Source organism: Rhodoblastus sphagnicola (assembly GCF_002937075.1).
GTDB lineage: Bacteria > Pseudomonadota > Alphaproteobacteria > Rhizobiales > Beijerinckiaceae > Rhodoblastus > Rhodoblastus sphagnicola.
Genome location: NZ_NHSJ01000089.1, coordinates 1 through 17,613, shown reverse-complemented (window position 1 = coordinate 17,613; position 17,613 = coordinate 1). Strand labels below are relative to the sequence as shown.

At 65.0% G+C, this 17,613-nt stretch carries 18 protein-coding genes; 6 read left to right on the top strand and 12 right to left on the bottom strand.

The features are described from left to right. Positions 1–49: 49 nt before the first annotated feature. On the top strand, positions 50–229 hold the full coding sequence (locus tag CCR94_RS14930; RefSeq protein ID WP_104508651.1) for a hypothetical protein: 180 nt from the start codon (positions 50–52) through the stop codon (positions 227–229). Positions 230–310: 81 nt separating this feature from the next. Here the strand turns inward: CCR94_RS14930 and CCR94_RS14925 are convergent, their stop codons facing one another. Together CCR94_RS14925 and ychF are read right to left on the bottom strand one after the other, a co-directional pair. After that, positions 311–691 (bottom strand): GIY-YIG nuclease family protein, encoded by a 381-nt coding sequence (locus CCR94_RS14925; protein WP_338052994.1) that lies wholly within the window; start codon positions 689–691, stop codon positions 311–313. 6 nt (positions 692–697) lie between these two features. Further along, positions 698–1,795 (bottom strand): redox-regulated ATPase YchF, encoded by a 1,098-nt coding sequence (gene ychF / locus CCR94_RS14920; RefSeq protein WP_104508649.1) that lies wholly within the window; start codon positions 1,793–1,795, stop codon positions 698–700. Between the two features lie 114 nt (positions 1,796–1,909). Between ychF and CCR94_RS14915 the strand changes: the two genes are divergently transcribed. Then, positions 1,910–2,416: a hypothetical protein gene (locus CCR94_RS14915; protein WP_158254774.1), complete on the top strand. Its 507-nt coding sequence runs from the start codon at positions 1,910–1,912 to the stop codon at positions 2,414–2,416. 45 nt (positions 2,417–2,461) lie between these two features. Further along, positions 2,462–2,968: a YchJ family protein gene (locus CCR94_RS14910; protein ID WP_104508647.1), complete on the top strand. Its 507-nt coding sequence runs from the start codon at positions 2,462–2,464 to the stop codon at positions 2,966–2,968. 87 nt (positions 2,969–3,055) lie between these two features. Here the strand turns inward: CCR94_RS14910 and CCR94_RS14905 are convergent, their stop codons facing one another. From CCR94_RS14905 to CCR94_RS14885, 5 genes are all read right to left on the bottom strand, one after another. After that, positions 3,056–4,303, bottom strand: coding sequence for a response regulator (locus CCR94_RS14905; protein WP_104508646.1), 1,248 nt, complete (start codon positions 4,301–4,303; stop codon positions 3,056–3,058). A 75-nt stretch (positions 4,304–4,378) separates the two neighbouring features. Continuing rightward, positions 4,379–5,359 carry an NUDIX hydrolase gene (locus CCR94_RS14900; RefSeq protein WP_104508645.1) on the bottom strand — a complete coding sequence of 327 codons (981 nt, stop codon included), beginning with the start codon at positions 5,357–5,359 and terminating at the stop codon, positions 4,379–4,381. Then, positions 5,356–5,865 (bottom strand): tyrosine phosphatase family protein, encoded by a 510-nt coding sequence (locus CCR94_RS14895; RefSeq protein WP_104508644.1) that lies wholly within the window; start codon positions 5,863–5,865, stop codon positions 5,356–5,358. Before CCR94_RS14895 ends, CCR94_RS14900 begins: the two co-directional genes overlap by 4 nt. Beyond that, complete coding sequence (locus CCR94_RS14890) at positions 5,865–6,431, bottom strand: YfbR-like 5'-deoxynucleotidase (RefSeq protein ID WP_104508643.1); 567 nt, start codon at positions 6,429–6,431, stop codon at positions 5,865–5,867. The genes CCR94_RS14895 and CCR94_RS14890 overlap by 1 nt, the downstream gene beginning before the upstream one ends. Before the next feature lie 35 nt (positions 6,432–6,466). Then, complete coding sequence (locus CCR94_RS14885) at positions 6,467–7,096, bottom strand: DNA-3-methyladenine glycosylase I (RefSeq protein ID WP_104508642.1); 630 nt, start codon at positions 7,094–7,096, stop codon at positions 6,467–6,469. Between the two features lie 136 nt (positions 7,097–7,232). Here CCR94_RS14885 and CCR94_RS14880 point away from each other — a divergent pair, with 136 nt between their 5' ends. Then, positions 7,233–7,655 carry a hypothetical protein gene (locus tag CCR94_RS14880; RefSeq protein ID WP_104508641.1) on the top strand — a complete coding sequence of 141 codons (423 nt, stop codon included), beginning with the start codon at positions 7,233–7,235 and terminating at the stop codon, positions 7,653–7,655. Between the two features lie 49 nt (positions 7,656–7,704). Then, the gene (locus CCR94_RS14875; RefSeq protein WP_104508640.1) at positions 7,705–8,064 is read left to right on the top strand and encodes a carboxymuconolactone decarboxylase family protein; all 360 of its coding nucleotides are present in this window, start codon (positions 7,705–7,707) and stop codon (positions 8,062–8,064) included. A 291-nt stretch (positions 8,065–8,355) separates the two neighbouring features. Here the strand turns inward: CCR94_RS14875 and CCR94_RS14870 are convergent, their stop codons facing one another. The 3 genes from CCR94_RS14870 to ygfZ all read right to left on the bottom strand — a co-directional run bounded on the left by CCR94_RS14870 (position 8,356) and on the right by ygfZ (position 12,898). Next, complete coding sequence (locus tag CCR94_RS14870) at positions 8,356–10,050, bottom strand: methyl-accepting chemotaxis protein (RefSeq protein WP_104508639.1); 1,695 nt, start codon at positions 10,048–10,050, stop codon at positions 8,356–8,358. Positions 10,051–10,382: 332 nt separating this feature from the next. Further along, positions 10,383–11,639 (bottom strand): carbohydrate porin, encoded by a 1,257-nt coding sequence (locus CCR94_RS14865; protein ID WP_158254773.1) that lies wholly within the window; start codon positions 11,637–11,639, stop codon positions 10,383–10,385. Positions 11,640–12,055: 416 nt separating this feature from the next. Further along, entirely contained in the window at positions 12,056–12,898 is an 843-nt protein-coding gene (gene ygfZ / locus CCR94_RS14860; protein WP_104508637.1) for a CAF17-like 4Fe-4S cluster assembly/insertion protein YgfZ, read from the bottom strand. A gap of 126 nt (positions 12,899–13,024) precedes the next feature. Between ygfZ and CCR94_RS14855 the strand changes: the two genes are divergently transcribed. Next, complete coding sequence (locus CCR94_RS14855; RefSeq protein ID WP_425332337.1) at positions 13,025–14,347, top strand: dihydroorotase; 1,323 nt, start codon at positions 13,025–13,027, stop codon at positions 14,345–14,347. A 31-nt stretch (positions 14,348–14,378) separates the two neighbouring features. On the opposite strand, the gene CCR94_RS14850 is transcribed toward CCR94_RS14855, so the two are convergent. Both CCR94_RS14850 and CCR94_RS14845 read right to left on the bottom strand, forming a co-directional pair. Beyond that, on the bottom strand, positions 14,379–15,083 hold the full coding sequence (locus tag CCR94_RS14850; protein ID WP_244594094.1) for an isochorismatase family protein: 705 nt from the start codon (positions 15,081–15,083) through the stop codon (positions 14,379–14,381). 144 nt (positions 15,084–15,227) lie between these two features. After that, a complete protein-coding gene (locus CCR94_RS14845; RefSeq protein WP_104508634.1) occupies positions 15,228–17,489 on the bottom strand; it encodes a transglycosylase domain-containing protein in 2,262 nt (753 codons plus the stop codon). Positions 17,490–17,613: the final 124 nt, after the last annotated feature.

Sequence of the window (17,613 nt, the reverse complement as noted above, 5' to 3'; positions counted from 1 at the left end):
GCGCCTCACGGTTGAGCAGGGCGTTTACTAGCCCCTGCCGGAGGTGTGCATGACTCTGCCCAAAATTCAACCCGCCAAAGACAAAGCCGAAGACAAGGCCAAACCGAAATATCCGCCGGCCGGGCCGCACGCCCGCCCCGAGCTGACCAATTTCGACGCCTGCCCCGGCGCCGGCGCCCTGCCGGACGAAATGGAGTTTGGCTTCGAGACCGATCCCGGCGCGGGTTGAGCGGGGGCGGAAAACTCGGGCCGTCATGGCCGGATGTCGTTCCAGCCATCCACGCCGGCCCGCACGCGAACGGCCAATCAATTAAGCGAGGTCTTCGTAAAGGTCTCGCCAGGACTCGTTGAATTCGACGATCATCCGCGCCTTCCAGGCCCGAGACCAGTGCTTGATGTTCTTTTCGCACTGGACGGCGGCGACGATGTCGTCATGGAACTCGTAGTGGACGAAGCGCTTCAGCCCGTATTGTTTTGTGAAGCCTTCATGCACGCCTGTGCGATGCTGATGGATGCGGCGCGCCAAGTCCGCCGTCACGCCCGTATAGGGTATGCCGTTCGGCTTGTTGGTGACGATGTAGACCCATCCGCCCTTCATGCTTGCATGTTCGACGGCGTGGATGGCCGGGGCAAGCCCGGCCATGACGGTAGAAAGATCGCGGCCCGCGCTGCCCGGAGGCGGGCGTGACATTCAGCGTCAGTTGGCGAATCTGAAGTGCAGCACGTCGCCGTCGGCGACGACGTATTCCTTGCCTTCCAGCCGGAATTTGCCCGCTTCCCTTGCGCCCGCTTCGCCTTTGTGGGCGACGTAGTCGTCGTAAGCGATGGTTTCCGCGCGTATAAAGCCTTTTTCGAAGTCGGTGTGGATCACGCCCGCCGCCGCCGGGCCTTTGGTGCCCTTTTCGATGGTCCAGGCGCGGGCCTCCTTGGGGCCGACGGTGAAATAGGTGATGAGGTGCAGCAGGCCGTAGCCGGCGCGGATCACCCGGTTGAGGCCGGGTTCCTCGAGGCCGACGGCTTCGAGATAATCCTTCTGGTCGGCGGCGGGCATGACCGCGATTTCGCTTTCGATCTGGGCGGAGACGACGACGGCGACCTCGCCCTCCTCGGCGGCGCGGGCGAACACTTTTTGCGAATGGTCATTGCCCTTGTCGGCGGAGGCTTCCTCGACATTGCAGACGTAAAGCACGGGTTTTGACGACAGCAGGCCGAGCTGGGAAAACACCTTGCGCTCGTCCGGGGCGCGCTCGACCAGACGCGCCGGCTTGCCCTCGCGCAGCAGCACGAGGCAGCGGTTGACCAGATCGAGCAACTCCTTGGAGTCCTTGTCGCCGCCCTTGGCCTTCTTTTCCAGATTGTTGACGCGCTTCTCCAGCGAGTCGAGATCGGCCAGCATCAGTTCGGTCTCGATCGTGTCGATATCCCTGATCGGATCGACCTCGCCATCGACATGGGTGATGTCGCCATCGACGAAGCAGCGCACGACATGGGCGATGGCGTCGCATTCGCGGATGTTGGCCAGAAACTGGTTGCCGAGGCCCTCGCCCTTGGAGGCGCCGCGCACGAGACCGGCGATATCGACGAAGGTCAGGCGGGTCGGGATGATTTCCTTGGAGCCGGCGATTTTGGTCAGCACGTCAAGGCGCGGGTCGGGCACGGCGACGTCGCCGACGTTCGGCTCGATGGTGCAGAACGGGTAATTGGCCGCCTGCGCCGCCGCCGTCTGCGTCAGAGCGTTGAAAAGCGTGGACTTGCCGACATTCGGCAGGCCGACGATGCCGCATTTGAAACCCATTTTTGCGCTCGCGTGTCGGAAGATGAACCTGCCTATGCGGCCCAGCCGCGCAAAAGGCAAGGGGGGCGATTTTTTTGCTGAAACATTGCCGCAATCATGATGTATCCGTTCGGGATGAAGACAACGCTCGCCCTCATCTCCCTCGCCGCATTGGCCGGCGCGACCGGCGTCGCGATGGCGGGGAATTGCCCGCGCGGTCAGATTTACCGCGTGTCGAAACATGTCTGCGTGGATCATGACGAAGCGGTCAAGCTCGGCATCGCCCATGGCTTGGCGCGCGACGCCGCCAAACCCGAAGCCGACAAGCCCGAAGCCGCGCCGCAGGCCGATACGGCGCCGGCGGCGGCCGAACCGGCGGTCGAACCGGCGCCCGCGCCGGAAGCCGTAGCCACGCCGCCGGTCGAGCCCGAACCCGAGGCCAGGCCGGTTCGCGTCAAATCCGTGCGCACGGTCAAGATCCCGCCCAAATCGGCTCCGGACACGGCCGCGCCCGCCAGCCCGCCAGCGACGGAGGCGCCAAAGGCGGCGGCGCCCGCTCCGGTCGAGGCGGAGGCGGCGCCGGCCAAGAACCCTTTCGGCGCGCTCGACCCCAGCGGCGTCCCCATGTCGCAGGCGCGATGAGTTCGCCCGCTTGCGCGGCGCGCGGAATCCGTTAGTTATGCCGGCATGACTCAAGATATCTGCCCCTGCCGCGTCCGCGAGGACGACAAACGCGAATTCGCCGCCTGCTGCGGCCCCTATCTGGCCCGGACGACCGCGCCGCCAACGGCGGAAGCGCTGATGCGCTCGCGCTACAGCGCCTTCGTCAAGGCCGATATCGATTATCTCGACGAGACGCTTACGGCGGAGCAGCGCAAGACCTTCGACCGTGAATCGACCACGAACTGGGCCAATTCGGAATGGCTCGGCATCGACATCCACGAGTGCGAGAACGGTCTTGAAGCCGACGAGATGGGAACGGTGACCTTCACCGCCCATTTCATCCACAAGGGCAAACCGCTGCCGCACAAGGAAAAGTCGCTGTTCAAGCGCGAGGGCGGCGCCTGGCGTTTCGCCGGCGAGATCAGCATCAAGAACGCGCCGGTGGTGCTGGGCCATCAGGCCGGCCGCAACGACCCCTGCCCCTGCGGCTCCGGCAAGAAATTCAAGAAATGCTGCGGAGCGGCGGCCTGAGGGCGCCGACAGGCGCGTGAACCGCCCTCGTCCTTCGAGACAGCCGCTTCGCGGCTTCCTCAGGATGAGGGCTACTCTTGCAAGTGTTCAGGTCTTGGCTTCCTTCGCCGCGCGCAGGGCGGCGACGATCTTGTCGATCTTGTAGGGTTTGCCCACGATCGGCTTGCCGGCGAAGGCGTGCGGCAGGTCGAGGTCGTCGCCATGGCCGCTGGCGAACACAAAGGGTTTGCCGCGCGCCTCCAGTTCTTCCGCAACCGGGATGACGTTTTCCGAGCCAAGCGTGAAATCGAGCAGCGCCGCGTCGAAATGATCGTCGAGCGCGTCCAGCGCCGAACGCACCGTGCCGCAGATCCGCACCACCTTGGCGCCGGCCTCGCCCAGCGCGGCGGCGAGTTGCGTCGCCACCATGTGCTGGTCCTCGACGATGAGGATGCTGAGCGGCTCCATCTGCGCGTCCGGCGCCCAGACGTCGTGATGAGCCGGCAGCACCAGCCGCAGGCGCAGGGCCAGCGCCTCCGCGAACAGCTCCAGCGCCGCGCGCAGGCCGAGGCCGGGAAAGCGCGGCTGGCGGCCCAGCCCGACGATCAGCGCGAGCCGCAGGCCGTCGGAGGTCACCGGCAGGAAAGCCGCCGAACGGAAGCCCGCCGCGCGCAGCCATTGCCGTAACGGCTCGCCCGCCGCGCGCAGCGCCGTCATGCCGGCGTCGAGCGGCAGCAGGTCCGGCTCCGAGCGGATGGGAATCTCCGGCGCGTCAACATCGCCGAGCGCGAACAGCCGGCGGCCCGGCCAGAAGGCGTTCAGGGTTTCCGGCGCGGGCGGCGGCGCGCCGAGGCGGCGGTAGGCGCCGACGACGCGGGCGCTTTCGGCCTCCAGCAGCAGGAAAAACGTGTGTTCGGCGTCGAGCGCGGCGCCCGCCAGCATGGCGGCGCGCTGGCCGATTTCGTCGGGGGCGCCGAGGTCTTCGAGCCGGTCGATCAGGGCGGCGGCGCGATCGAGCGCGGTCAGGCCGCTGTGGGCGTCGCTGGACTCCAGCTCCAGCACCATGTCCTCGCCGTTGAAATGCACGGCGGCGTCAAAGACGCCCTCGACGCCGGGAAAGCGGCAACCGGACACCAGCGCGGGGCGCGCCGGCGCCGAAAAGCGCGACAGCAGATTGCGCAGGCGATGCGATTCCTCGGAGCCGAGCAGGTCGCGCAGACGGGCGCCGAGGAAGGGGCCGCTCCAGTGTGGGAAAATATCGGTCAGATTTTCGGAATGGCGACGCACCACGCGCGCCTGGTCGTCGCATGCGATCAGCCAGCCATGAGTCTGGATCGCCTCGCCCGGCTCCGCCATGCTCAGCCCTTCAGGTTGCCGAGGCGCTACTATAGCGTGAAATGCGGCGGCGACCAGAGCCGAGTTTCGCCGATCTTAACCACGTATGCCCACCCGCAGCCCCGGCGCCGGGCGCTCCTGCAACACCTCGCGGCGGAAACGGAACACGGCGGCGGGCCGCCCGCCGGTTGCATGGGACATTTGCCCCGTCGCCTCCACCACGGCCGAGGCCTCGACCAGGCGTCGGAAATTCTGCTTGTGCAAATGGCGCCCGGAAATGGCTTCGACCGTGGTCTGCAATTCCGTCAGGGTGAAATTTTCCGGCATCAGCTCGAAAATCACCGGGCGGTATTTCAGCTTGGCGCGCAACCGGCCCATGGCGGTGGCCAGGATGCGGCGGTGGTCGGCCTGCATGCTTTCGCCGGGCTTGGGGTTTTGAAAGAAACCGGGCGCGGGCGCGCGGCCGTCACGCACGCTTTCCTCGACCAGACCGGCCTCGTAGAGCAGTTCGTAGCGGTCGAGCACGTTTTCCTCGTCGAACCGCTCGCCCTCGTCGCCGAACAGGGCGCGGACGCGCTCGGCGCGGGTCAGGCCGCGCTTCAAATCGCCCGCCTCGCCGCGCGCGAAGGCGCGCAGCCCCGGCATGATCACGCTGTCCAGCAGGCTTGGGCGGCCCTGGCGCCAGTCCTCCCAGGGGAAGAAGCGATACCATTCGGCAAAGCCCGCGCCGGGCGCGATGGCTTGCCCGGTTCCGCTCACCCGGGTCAGCGCGAGATAGCCGACCGAGACGACATGGGGGTCGCGGCTCTCGGCGCGGCTGTGGCGGCCGCGATCGCCGAACGTGTAGAGTTGCTCGACATAGCCGACCGGCGCGCCGGTCTGTTCCGCCACCCAGGCGCGCAGGCCGATCTCGAAGGTGCGGTGGTTGACCGGGTCGAACGGGCCGGACGGCAGCGCCGCCGCCGACGCGCCGGTCGCCGCGCGCGCCACCAGGATCAGCGGCGAGTCGCCGCGCAGCGCCACAATGGCCGCCGTGAGGCCGATTTCGACGGGAATGGAGGGGCGCGCCTCGTTCATGCCGTCTCCATGCAGAAAATCTCGCCCTCGAAGCAATCCGCGCCGCGCCCGATGCCGTCGAGCGCCGCGACCATCCGTCCTTGGCGCGACAAAAGTGTGTCGGCGAGCGCCGCCATGTGACGGTTGGGCGTGGCCGAGGGCGACAGCCGGCGAAGTTTTGACGCGATGGCGCGTTCGTCGTGATTTGTCAGCGCGCACAGCGCGATGAAGGCGGCGGCGGGCGAGCGGCTGACGCCCGCATAACAATGGATCAGCAGCGGCGCGGTCCGGTCCCAGCGGGCGAGGAAGGTCAGGAACTCCGCCATCTGACGTTCGCTCGCCGGCATCAGGCCGTCGCGCGGCGCGGTGAGATCGGCGAAGGACAGGGCAAGGTGGTTTTCCGGCGCGATGGTTGCGGGGCGCGGCGCGACGGCCGGAGGGGTGAGCAGCGAGACCAGCGTTCGCGCCCCGGAGTCCCGCGCCACGCGCGCGACATGAGCCAGCGGACAGACGTGGATGCGACCCATTAAAGCCGCCCCTCGATTTCGGCGAATTTGCGCAAAAACTCGGCGTGCGCCGCCTCCGGCTTTCGCGGCGCGAACAAGGGCGCGACCCGCTCGAACGCAAAATCCGGCTGTTCGAACAGACTTTTCGCCTCGCCCTCGTCAAAGCCGGCGTAGAGCGTGGCCTCGAAATAGGCGGAGATGCGGTCGGCGCGCTTGGTGAGTTTCGTCAGCGCGGCCGGCGGTTCGGGTTTGAGCGAGAAGCGTTGCAGGATCGCCTGCTCCAGCCGCGATTCCACCTCCTTGTAAACGCCGCCCAGCGCCGCCTTGAACGGCGTGATCATGTCGCCGATGACATATTCCGGCGCGTCGTGCAGCAGCGCGAACATGAGCCAGCGCGCGGGGGCGCCGGGGTCGAGGACGGCCAGGATTTCCGCCACCGCCACCGAATGCTGGGCGACGGAGAAAATCTCCCCGCCGCGGGTCTGGCCGTTCCAGCGCGCGACGCGGGCGAGGCCGTGGGCGATGTCCTCGATTTCGACGTCGAGCGGCGAGGGATTCAAAATGTCGAGGCGGCGACCCGACAACATGCGCTGCCAGGCCCTTGGCTGTCCCTGCTTGCCGTTCACGCGCGCCCCTCTTGTTGCCGCGCGGCCGCCGCGCAGTCCGCGTGGCGCCAGCAGTCCACCAGATGATCGTTGACCATGCCCACCGCCTGCATGAAGGCGTAGATGATGGTGGGGCCGCAGAATTTGAAGCCGCGCCGCTTGAGGTCGCGCGAGATTTTTTCCGACAGCGGCGTCGCCGCCGGAACCTCCGCCATGGTCGCGAAGGCGTTGACGATGGGGCGGCCGTCGACGAAATCCCAGAGATAGCTGGAAAAGCCCCTGTCGGCCTCGATCTCCAGGTAAGCGCGCGCGGAGGCGACGGCGCCGGTGATTTTGGCGCGGTTGCGCACGATGCCGGCGTCCTGCATCAGGGCGGCGATTTTTTGCTCGTCATAGGCGGCGATTTTCAGTGGGTCGAAATTTTCGAAGGCGGCGCGGAAATTGTCGCGCTTGCGCAGGATGGCGATCCACGACAGGCCCGCCTGAAAGCCGTCGAGCACCAGCTTTTCGTAAAGCGCGCGCGAATCGCGCTCAGGCGCGCCCCATTCGCTGTCGTGATAGGCGAGATAGGCGGGGTCCTGGCCCGGCCAGGGACAGCGGAGCCGGCCGTCATCGTGAGGGATTGCGCGTCTTAAAACTTCGTTCATGGGACAAGATTTAGATCATGTCGTCCCTGGAGGAAACCGTTCGGCGCGTCGCCCCGGCAACAGGGGGCGGACGCATGTTTCCTTGAACGCAGGCGCGGGCATGTCCTTTCCGCGTCGGGGTTGCGGAGCCTTCGCCATGTCGCGGAAAATCTTTCTTGTCGTTTTGGCCGCGCTGGCCGTGCTGTTCGGCCTCGCTTTCGTGTTCGGGCCGACGAAGTTCGGCGAAGCGATCGGGCTGGACCTGTCTCGCTCCGGCGCCGCCGCCGCGCAATTGATGGGCGCGGCTATGCTGGCCTGGGGCATGATCCTTTGGGCGGCGCGCCGTTTCGATGAACAGGCCCAGGACTCGATCCTGTTCGCCACCGGCCTTGCCGACGCGGTAGCGGCGGCAGTGGTCTCGGTGGCGACCGTGTCGGAGGCGATGAACGGCTTCGGCTGGGGCCTCGCGCTGATCTTCCTGTTCGGGGCGATGGGCTGCATGGCGGTTTTTACGCGCGCGCCGCAGCAGGAGGCGATGGCGCGCGGGGCGGGCAGCCTGTTCGAATGGCCGATTGCGTAATTGCGAATAATCGAATATTTAGTCAGCCACGAGACGAACGAGGTTGGCGATGATTTCCGATTGGCCGCAAGCAACCAAAAACCTGTCCGCGATGCTGCGCGATCTGCGCGGCGGCGCGGGTTCGGCCGAGGCGATGAAGAGTTTCTCGGCTTTGGCGTCGAGCGCGACCAAGGCGGGCGCGCTCGACGCCAGGACCAAGGAGTTGATCGCGCTGGCCATTGGCGTCGCCGTGCGCTGCGACGATTGCATCGCCTTTCACGCCAAGGCCGCCGCGCAACTCGGCGCGACGCGGGCGGAGGTCGAGGAGACCTTGTCCATGGCGATCTACATGGGCGCCGGGCCGTCGGTGATGTATTCCAGCCATGCGTTGCAGGCGTTCAACCAGTTTTCCGAGACCAAGGCGGAGTGAAGCGGAGCTTTCTTGGACCGCCCTCGTCGGGACGGGGCAGCTTCAAACGGCGCCGGCGGCCTTGGTCAGGCCGTCCGCGCCGTCGGTAATGTCCTGCGAACGGAAGAGATCGACGACTTCGAAGACTCGGAAGCTGGACGACATGCAACGATTGCGCGCGGCGACTCATACGGTTTCCGCTGGATAGCTTCGCGATTCGCGGAAACAAAATCGCGCGGAATTCCTTGAAGTGGAAGCGGAATTCCGCGCGAACGGAATACGAAATCAAAAATGAATCATTCGGATTTCGTATCAGGCGGCGCGAACCTTGGTCAGGAAGTTCGAGACTTCCGCACGCAATCGGGCGCTTTCGCTGGCCAGAGTCTGGGCCGAAGCCAAGACCTGGTCGGAGGCCTCGCCCGTGTGATGGGCGCCGCGACTCACTTCCTGGATGCTCGACGCCACGACCTCGGACTCCCGGGCGGTGTCGTGAATGCTGCGGGAGATCTCGGTCGTCGTGGCCCCCTGCTCTTCCACCGCCGCCGCGATGGCGCTCGCAATCTCCGACATTTTCGCGATGGTTGTCCCGATCGCCTGGATCGCATCGATGGCCTCGGCCGTGGCGTTCTGAATCCCGGCGATTTGTTCCCCGATGTCTTCGGTGGCCTTGGCCGTCTGGGAAGCGAGCATCTTGACCTCGGTCGCCACGACCGCGAAGCCGCGGCCAGCTTCGCCGGCGCGCGCCGCTTCGATTGTGGCGTTCAGAGCCAGCAGATTGGTCTGCTGGGCAATGTCCGCGATGATTTTCACCGCCTCGCCGATCTGCCCGGACGCCTTGGACAGTTCATGAATCTTTGTGTCCGTCGCATTCGCCTCTTGAACCGCGCTCTCGGCGATTTCCTTGGCCTGGAAAGCCTGACTGGCGATTTCGTTGACCGAACTCGAAAGCTCCTCCGTGGCGGCCGCCACCGACTGGACGTTTCTCGACGCCTGTTTCGACGCCGACGCGGCGGATTCCGATATCTGATCGGTTGAGCTTGCCGTTTTGGTCAAGCCGGTCGATGCGCTCTCAAGCTTTGAAACCGCATTGCTGACGGACTCGATCACGCTTCCCACGGCGCCTTCGAATTCGGACGCAAGCCGTTCGACCGCAGTCTGTCGCGCCATGGCTTTTTCGGTCCGGTCTCGCGCCTCGCCGCTCTCCGTTTGACGTTTCGTCTTTGCGTTCCGCCGGAACGTCTCCACCGCATTGGCGATCGAGCCGATCTCGTCGAACCGGTCGCGGCCGACGATCTCGACGGCGTCATCGCCGCCGGCGAGCCGGTCCATACATGCCGTCAATGTGGTCAGTGGCTTGGTGATGGTCTTGAAGACTGACAAAGAGAGGAGAAGCAGGACGAGCGCCGACCCTCCCAGGACGAGGCCATAGGTGCTGTGAATGGTCGCGTTGGTGACGGCCAACGCGGCTTCGGAGGCTTCGTCGCTGATCTTGAGAATACGGTTTGTGAGGGCGCTGATGCTCAGCATGACCTCGTTCATCGCGGGATCGCACCGGTCTCGCATCGCGGCCGTTGCGGCTTTCTTGTTCGCCGTTTCCGCCGATTTCGCCAGCGCGAGCGTGTCAGCGCAGCTCTTTTGCATGGCGGCGTCGAACAATGTGGCGATCTGTTCAATTTCCGCCGCCTTGGCCGGCATGCCCGACATGGCGGCCTTGACCTGCTTGTGGAAAAACGCGCTGGAATCGGCAATCTCGGTCACGGCCTGCTGGATGCCGTCTTCGCTCTCCTCGGCTATCAGCCGGTAGATGGAGCGATCGACATGGACGAGATTGCGATTGGCGCGCGCGATCGCGAGATTGGCCTTGCCGGAGCCATCGATCAGATCGCCATAGGTGTCGTCGATCAAGCGCATTTTCTGGGTGGAGAACACGGTCCCGGCCAGCGAGACCAGCGCAAGCATGCTCAGAAGCAGCAGGATTTTTGGCAGGATTTTGAGGCGCAGGCGCATTTTGTGTTCTCTCAATCATTTTACTAGAGTATTTTCACGTTTCGCGGAAACATGAAAATACTCTAGATTCTTGTTTTAACGCATTTTCTTCACGCGAACCGGTGTCCACTTCGCTTGAAAATGCTCTAGGGCTGCGGAGCGGCTGCGGCGCAGCCCGTATCGCTGGCTGGACCGGCTATTTGCAGTCCGGATCCTTGGAGCTGGCCGGACAATCGTCGCTCGATCGTCCGCCGCGCGCGTCGGCGGTCGTTGTGCTGAAGATAAACATCAGCATGAGAAAAGCAGTTAGAAACTTGCGCATGGGGGGCCCTTCATGGCTCGCGACGACAGCGTCAAAGGTTGAAGAGATGACCGAGCTCGAAATGCAAACCAAAGAGGTAGCTGTCCCTCTTGGTCACGGACGTGATGATCGTCGGATTATGGATGTACTGAATGTTCGGCTGGACGGTCAGCCAGTCCGTCAGTTGCGCGCGATAGGTCAACTCGATTGGAAGTTCGTAGTCGCCATTGAAGGGTCGTTTTGCGAAGAACGAATCTCGGCTGATATGCAAATAACCGATGGCGAGACCAAGCCTGTCATGAGCCCGCGATTCGAACAGACCTGTCACTGTCACGCCCCCGCTCGCAGAGTGATCGACAGGATTCACGTCGGCGTTGGCGAAACCATAGTTGGCGAACACATCGACGCCGCGACCGCCATCGATCGTATAGACACGGGTTGCGGCCCCGACATATCCGCCGCTGGTGCCGTAATATTGATGCGGCGTTCCATTGGCATTGAAGCGGTCCGCGCTTGTGAACTTGCCGGTCAACGTCCAATAACCGGCGATGATCTTGGTGCGCGCGATCGGCGTATAATCGAGTTCGCCGATCGCAAGGGCGCCGGTTTTGCTGTTGAACTGGACATCCGTGTTCCACGGCGCCGTAGGATTGTCCGCCATGGCGTTGAGCACACCAACTTTGGCGGTCAGCTGTTCGGTGATCTCGTGCTTGATGCGCACACCGAGCTCCGAATTGGGATAGAGGGGCAAATTCAATCCCCCCTGCATCCCCGAGAAGGTCATAGGTGTGCTCCAGGCGAAGGCGCGGTTGAAAAACAGATCCATGGGACGCGTCGACGCAAACTGGGTCTGCGGGTCGTAAATTCCGAGCAGCACATCCGTGTGAAAGATCCGCTGCTCGTAATAGGCCTGGTAAAGTCGGAACGTATTTATCGCCGCCAACCCGTCGATCGCGCTGGGCGCCGAGAGCGCGCCCGCATCATTGGTCAGCGGTTTTCCATTGATGCCCAATGCGTCGAAATAGAAATGGGCGCCGCGCCAGCCGAGCTTGTCGGCGTCAATGGACAGACTGGCGTCCAATGAGTGCATATAATCCGTGTAATTCTTCGTCCGGGTCCCGCCGGAAAGGTCCCACGCCTCGCCGGTATATTGCAGCCTGAGCTGGACAGCGGAAGATTCACTGTCGGCTTGCGGCGCTTTGAGGACCGCAGCCGGCGCCGTAAATGCGTTGTCCGCCAGGGCGGGCAGTCCGCTTGCCCCCAGGAGCGACAGCATCAGGCTGCCGGTGATTGAAAGGTCGTGCGCCATGCTGTTCCTCGTTTTTATCGATGAAATCAGCATGGAAGCTCAGTTATTATCGTTAATGAATTACTACCTTAAGTTGTATTAAGTTAATAAATCGCGTTTAGATTGTACTTCCGCCACAAACGCGCGCCTTGAGCGTGGCGCTGACGCCTTGCGACGGCGCGTCGATATCCAACATCGGCTCGCCGCCAAAGATTTATCCGGGAGACTCCGCAGCCCAGTTCAAGGACCGACGGCAAGGCGAGTGGCGGTTTTGTGATGAAAGGGGTTCGCCGACGACCAATAGTCCGGCGCATGCGCCTTTGTGCTGTTTGATAAACCGCCGGGCGGGTTCGGCAACGACCAGGTTCGGGTCATGAAGAGACCGTCGCGGGCGTCCGCGCCCCCATTTGGGGAGCCGGCTCGTCGTGAACGCGCGCTTACGGCAGCCGCAGCGCCGTTTCGCCGCTTTTCAGCGGCAGGCCGGCCTGCGCCGCCTCTTCCACGCGGTCGAGGCGCAGCAGGGCGAGGCCGCAATTGCCGGCGCTGGAGCCCATGGTTCCCGCCTGTTTCTCGCCGGCGGTGATGACGGCGCCTGGCGGCGGGGCCACGCCTTCCAGCAGAACCTTGGTCACGCGGGTGCGAACTGTGGCGCGGTAGTGCATGCGCGCCACCACTTCCTGGCCGACGAAACAGCCTTTTTTGAAATCCACCCCGTTGAACAGGTCCATGTCGGCTTCGGCGGGGAAGGCGTCGCCATAGGGGAAATCGACGCCGCCCTCCGGGACGCCCAGGGCGATGCGGTGCGCGGCATAGTCGTCGAGGCCATGATCGCCGCCGAGCGTCAGCAAGGTCGAGTCCAGCGCCGCCGCCGGGACGATCAGGCGCGCGCCCATGTCGGAATGGCGCGAATCCTTCGCCCCTTCCGCGACCGCGCCGCCATAGAGCGCGATGACCGCGAATTTGCCGGTCTCATTGAGAACTTCGACCTTGGCGCGCAGCTTGTACATGGTCAGGCGCTTGGCCAGATCGGCGGCCTTGTCGGCCCTGACGTCGAGCAGGATCGACTCCTCGGCGCCGCCCCCTTGCGAGGCGCCCGCTTGCGGGGAGCTCATGAGAAAATCGAACAGGATTTTCCCCTGCGGCGACAGCAGCGCGGCCCACCGGGCCTCGCCCGGCTCCAGCGTCAAGACATTGCCGGTCACCAGCCCCTGGAGGAAGCCGCGCGCATCCGGGCCGCTGACGCGAACCAGAGCGCGGTCGGAGAGTTTCGCTGCTTTCATCTGTTTCCCCGCAATGGATTCGCCAGCATTTTTGTTGCGCCCCCGCGCCGACGCGCTTAAGCCGACACGGATAACGCACCGATGCAAAGTTTGGTCCGAAACAGGCAAGAAATTCGGAGAGCGCCCGTGACGAGCTACGATATCATCCTGCGTGGCGGGACATTGGTCAACCAGGATGGAGTCGGCGCCCGCGATGTCGGCGTTTCCGGCGGGAAAATCGCCCGCATTGGCGATCTCTCGGCCGCCTCGGCCGGCGAAGTCGTGGACTGCCGGGGCCTGCATATTCTGCCCGGCGTGATCGACAGCCAGGTGCATTTCCGCGAGCCCGGCCCTGTCCACAAGGAAGATTTGCAGACGGGGTCGGCGGCCGCCGTGCTCGGCGGCGTGACCGCCGTGTTCGAAATGCCCAACACCAACCCGCTGACCACCACGCCCGAGGCGCTCGCCGACAAGGTTTTACGGGCGACGGCGCGGATGCATTGCGATTTCGCCTTTTGGGTCGGGGGCACGCATGAGAACGCGAAAAATGCCGCCGAGTTGGAGCGGCTGCCGGGGGCGGCCGGCATAAAAGTGTTCATGGGCTCGTCCACCGGCTCGCTGCTGATCGCCGACGACGACGGCGTCGGCGAGGTTTTGAAGCACATCCGCCGCCGCGCCGCCTTCCACAGCGAGGACGAGGCGCGGCTGAACGCGCGCAAAGGCGAGCGCGTCGCCGGCGATCCCGCCTCGCATCCGGTCTGGCGCGACGAACTGACCGCGCTGACCAGCACCAAGCGGTTGATCGCGCTGGCGGAAAAACACCGGGCGCGCGTGCATGTGCTCCATGTCACCACCGCTGAAGAGATTGAATTTCTGGCCGGACACAAGGATGTGGCCAGCGTCGAGGTGACGCCGCACCACCTCACCCTGACCGCCGACGATTATGCGCGGCTCGGCACTTTGATCCAGATGAACCCGCCGGTGCGCGCGCCCCGCCATCGCGACGCGTTGTGGGACGGTCTGGTTCAGGGCGTGGTGGACGTGCTCGGCTCCGACCATGCGCCGCATACGCTGGAAGAGAAGGCCAAGCCCTATCCGGACAGCCCGTCCGGCATGACCGGGGTGCAGACGCTTGTCCCGACTTTGCTCGACCATGTCAATTCGGGACGCCTGACCCTGCAACGCCTGGTCGATTTGACCAGCGCGGGACCGGCGCGGCTGTTCCAGATCGCCGGCAAGGGGCGGATCGCGCGCGGCTATGACGCCGATTTTACCGTGGTGGACCTGAACCGGGTCGAGACCATCAGCAATTCCTGGATCGCCTCGCGCTGCGGCTGGACGCCCTATGACGGCAAGACGGTCAAGGGCTGGCCGGTCGGGACTTTTGTACGCGGCGCCCGCGTGATGTGGGAGGGCGAGATTTTGACGCCCGCCACGGGGCGGGCGGTGCGGTTTTTGGAGGCGCTCTGACCCGTTCCGTCGGCGCCGCCGGCGATTGGCTTTAACACACGTCGAAGGCATGGCTTTCCGGCGCTGTGCGGCGGTGTCTCGGCGCGAGGGCTTCGAGCGCTTGCGCGCTCGTGACCACACGAGCGCAGGTTCTGGCGGCGGCGGACAGACCCGCGGCGTGTTCGGCCTCGTCGAGGTCGGCCACGCCATCGGCGACGAGAAACGCCCTGATGTCGCGCGCGAACGCATCCACCGCCGAATAGTGGCAGCCGATCGAGGTGTAGACGCCGACGATCAGGAGCGCGTCGCGACCGAGACGGCGCAGCATCGGTTCGAAATCGCTGCCGTAGAAGGCGCTGTAGCTTCGCTTGACCAGCGGCCGGACATGATGCGCGTCAAAACCAAGAGCCGGGTCGAGACCGCTGCCCGCCATCGACGGGCCTGGACCCCACATGTCCGCCATCAGCCCGCGTTCGTCGAGGCGCCGCGCCCGCGGCACCTGCGACGCGAAAATCGGCACGCCCCGCCTGACGCAGACCTCGCCGATCCCGCGCGCGGTGGCGACGATGCGGGCGCGGCTGTCGGCGGGGAGCGCGTCGAGAAAATGCGGCTGCATGTCATGCACGAGCAGCGCGCACCGCTCCGGATCGATCGCCCAATCCACCTTGTTTGAGACTATCACTGACTTGCCTCCTTGGAGGCCGCCGAATCGTGACGCGATATGCAAATGACCAACGCCTGCCGAAACGGCGGCCATGGTCACAGATGACGCCATGGCCCCTCCTTAAAAGGAGCGCCAATACCCTGCAAAAAATGGGATGCGGACGTGCGTCATGGCGGCATTAGCGCCCACTCCCCCCGCGATGTCAATCTGTCCAAATTGTCGCGGGGCGGGCAAGGCTCACTCGTCGCTGAACAGCCGGTCCAGAAAATTGCGGTCGTCGCGCGCCTGACGCGGCAGCGGGCCGTCGGGGATGTCGGCGGGCGGGATCGGCTCCTCGTCGCGGTCGAACTGCGGCTGGCGGTCGAACCGCGGCGCGCGGTCCACCTGCTGCTCGCGCGGCGCGGACGCCCCGCGTCCCGCGCCGGAAAACACCACGGGGGCGCCGGGATTGCTGGTGTCGAGATGCTGGACCGGCTGCTCCGGTTGCGCTTGTTGTTGCGGCGCCTCCGGCTGCGGCCACAGCGATGACGGCAGGCCGCCAAGGTTTTCGCTGCGCCAGCCGCCGGTCGGCAGGCCCGCCACCACCTGCCCCTTCAACGCCTCGCGCATGAAACGGCTCCAGATGTCCACCGGGAGATTGGCGCCCGAGGCCTTCTTGGTTGGCGAATTGTCGTCGTTGCCGAGCCAGACGCCGGTGGTGAGCTGGCTGGTGTAGCCGACGAACCAGGCGTCGCGGTAATCCTGGCTGGTGCCGGTCTTGCCGGCGGCCTCCCAGCCCGGCAGGTCGGCCTTGCGCGCCGTGCCGATGATCAGGGTCTGCTCCAGCATGGAATTCATCATGGCGACATAGGTCGGGTCGATCACCCGTCCATTGCTGGAGCCTCTGCGCGCGTAGAGCAGCTTGCCGTCGGCTGTGCGGACTTTTGTGATGATGTGGTTCTGCACGCCGATGCCGCCGTTGGCCAGCGGGACATAGGCCGTGACCAGCTCCAGCGGCGACACCACCGACGTGCCCAGCGCGATGGAGGCGTTGGGGTCGAGTTTTGACGTGACGCCGAGCCGATGCGCGGTGTCGATCACGGCGCGCGGGCCGACTTCGAGGCCGAGCCGCACCGCCACCGTGTTGAGCGACAAAGCCAGCGCCGTGGTGAGATTGACCTCGCCCATATATCTGTGGCTGGAGTTTTCCGGCTGCCAGCCCTTCACATTGATGGGGGCGTCCTCGCGGGTCGAATCCGGCGTGAGGCCTTTTTCCAGCGCGGTGAGATAGACGAAGGGCTTGAACGAGGAGCCGGGCTGGCGGCGCGCGGAGACGGCGCGGTTGAACTGGCTTTCCTCGTAATTGCGGCCGCCGATCAGGGCGCGGATGGCGCCGCTCGAATCCAGCGACACCAGCGCGCCCTGGGTCACGCCGAATTTGCCGCCGTCGCGCGCCAGCACGCCGTTCAGCGCGCGCTCGCCCGACGCCTGCATGGCCGGGTTGATGGTGGATGTGACGACAATGTCCTCGTCGATGGCGCCAATGGTTTCGTCGAGCACGTCCATCACGTAATCGGCGGCGTAATTGAGCGTGCTGGAATCCTTGCCTTTGACGGCGTGGGCGGGTTTCGCCAGCGCCAGTTTGGCCATGGCCTCGGTGATGTGGCCCTCCTGCGCCATGGCGGCGACGACCTGATCGGCGCGCTCAATGGCCGCTTTTTCGTAATGATTGGGCGCGAGCTTTGACGGCGACTTCATCAGGCCGGCGAGCATGGCGGCTTCCGCCAGCGTGACATCCTTGGCCGGATGGCCGAAATATTTCAGCGCCGCCGCGTCCACCCCGTAAGCGCCGCTGCCGAAATAGACGCGGTTGAGATAGAGTTCGAGAATCTGGTCCTTGGAATATTTGCGCTCCAGCCAGAGCGCCAGGATCGCTTCCTGGATTTTGCGCGAGACGGTGCGCTCCTGCGTCAGGAACAGGTTTTTGGCGAGCTGCTGGGTCAGCGTCGAGCCGCCCTGCATCCCGCCGCGCCCGGTGATATTGCGCGCGACGGCGCGAGCGATTCCGATCGGATCGACGCCGTAATGGCTGTAGAAGCGACGGTCCTCGATGGCGACGAAGGCTTTGGGCAGGTAGGGCGGCAGGTCTTGCAGCCGCACCGCCGCGCCGCCGGTGTCGCCGCGATTGGCGAGCAGGGTTCCGTCCACGGCAAGAATGGCGATGTTGGGCGGGCGCTTGGGCACGGCGAGTTGGTCGATGGCCGGCAATTGCGAGCCGTAATAGACGGCGAGGCCGCCAGCGCCGATCACGCCCCAGACGCCGAGCACGAAAATCCAGTAGACGAGGCCGCCCAGCAGCGAACGGCTGCGCTTCTTCGGCTTGGCGGCGGCTTTCGTGGCTTTCTTTCTTGTCGGCTTCGGCTCGGCTTCGGGCTGGGCGCGCGCCTCCGGCTCGACGTTCGGCGCGGAGGCGTCGAAGGTCGGCTCGATCCGCTCGCCGCCCGATTTCTTCCGCGCCATGAGTGAAAAGTCCGAAGTTGCATTGAAGAGCGCGTTTTCCAGCGTAAGTGAGGCGAATTAAGGGCCGGTTAAGGATGGGGGGGCGGAGGCGCGTTCGGGGGGAGCAGGCCCTCTCCCCGCAAGC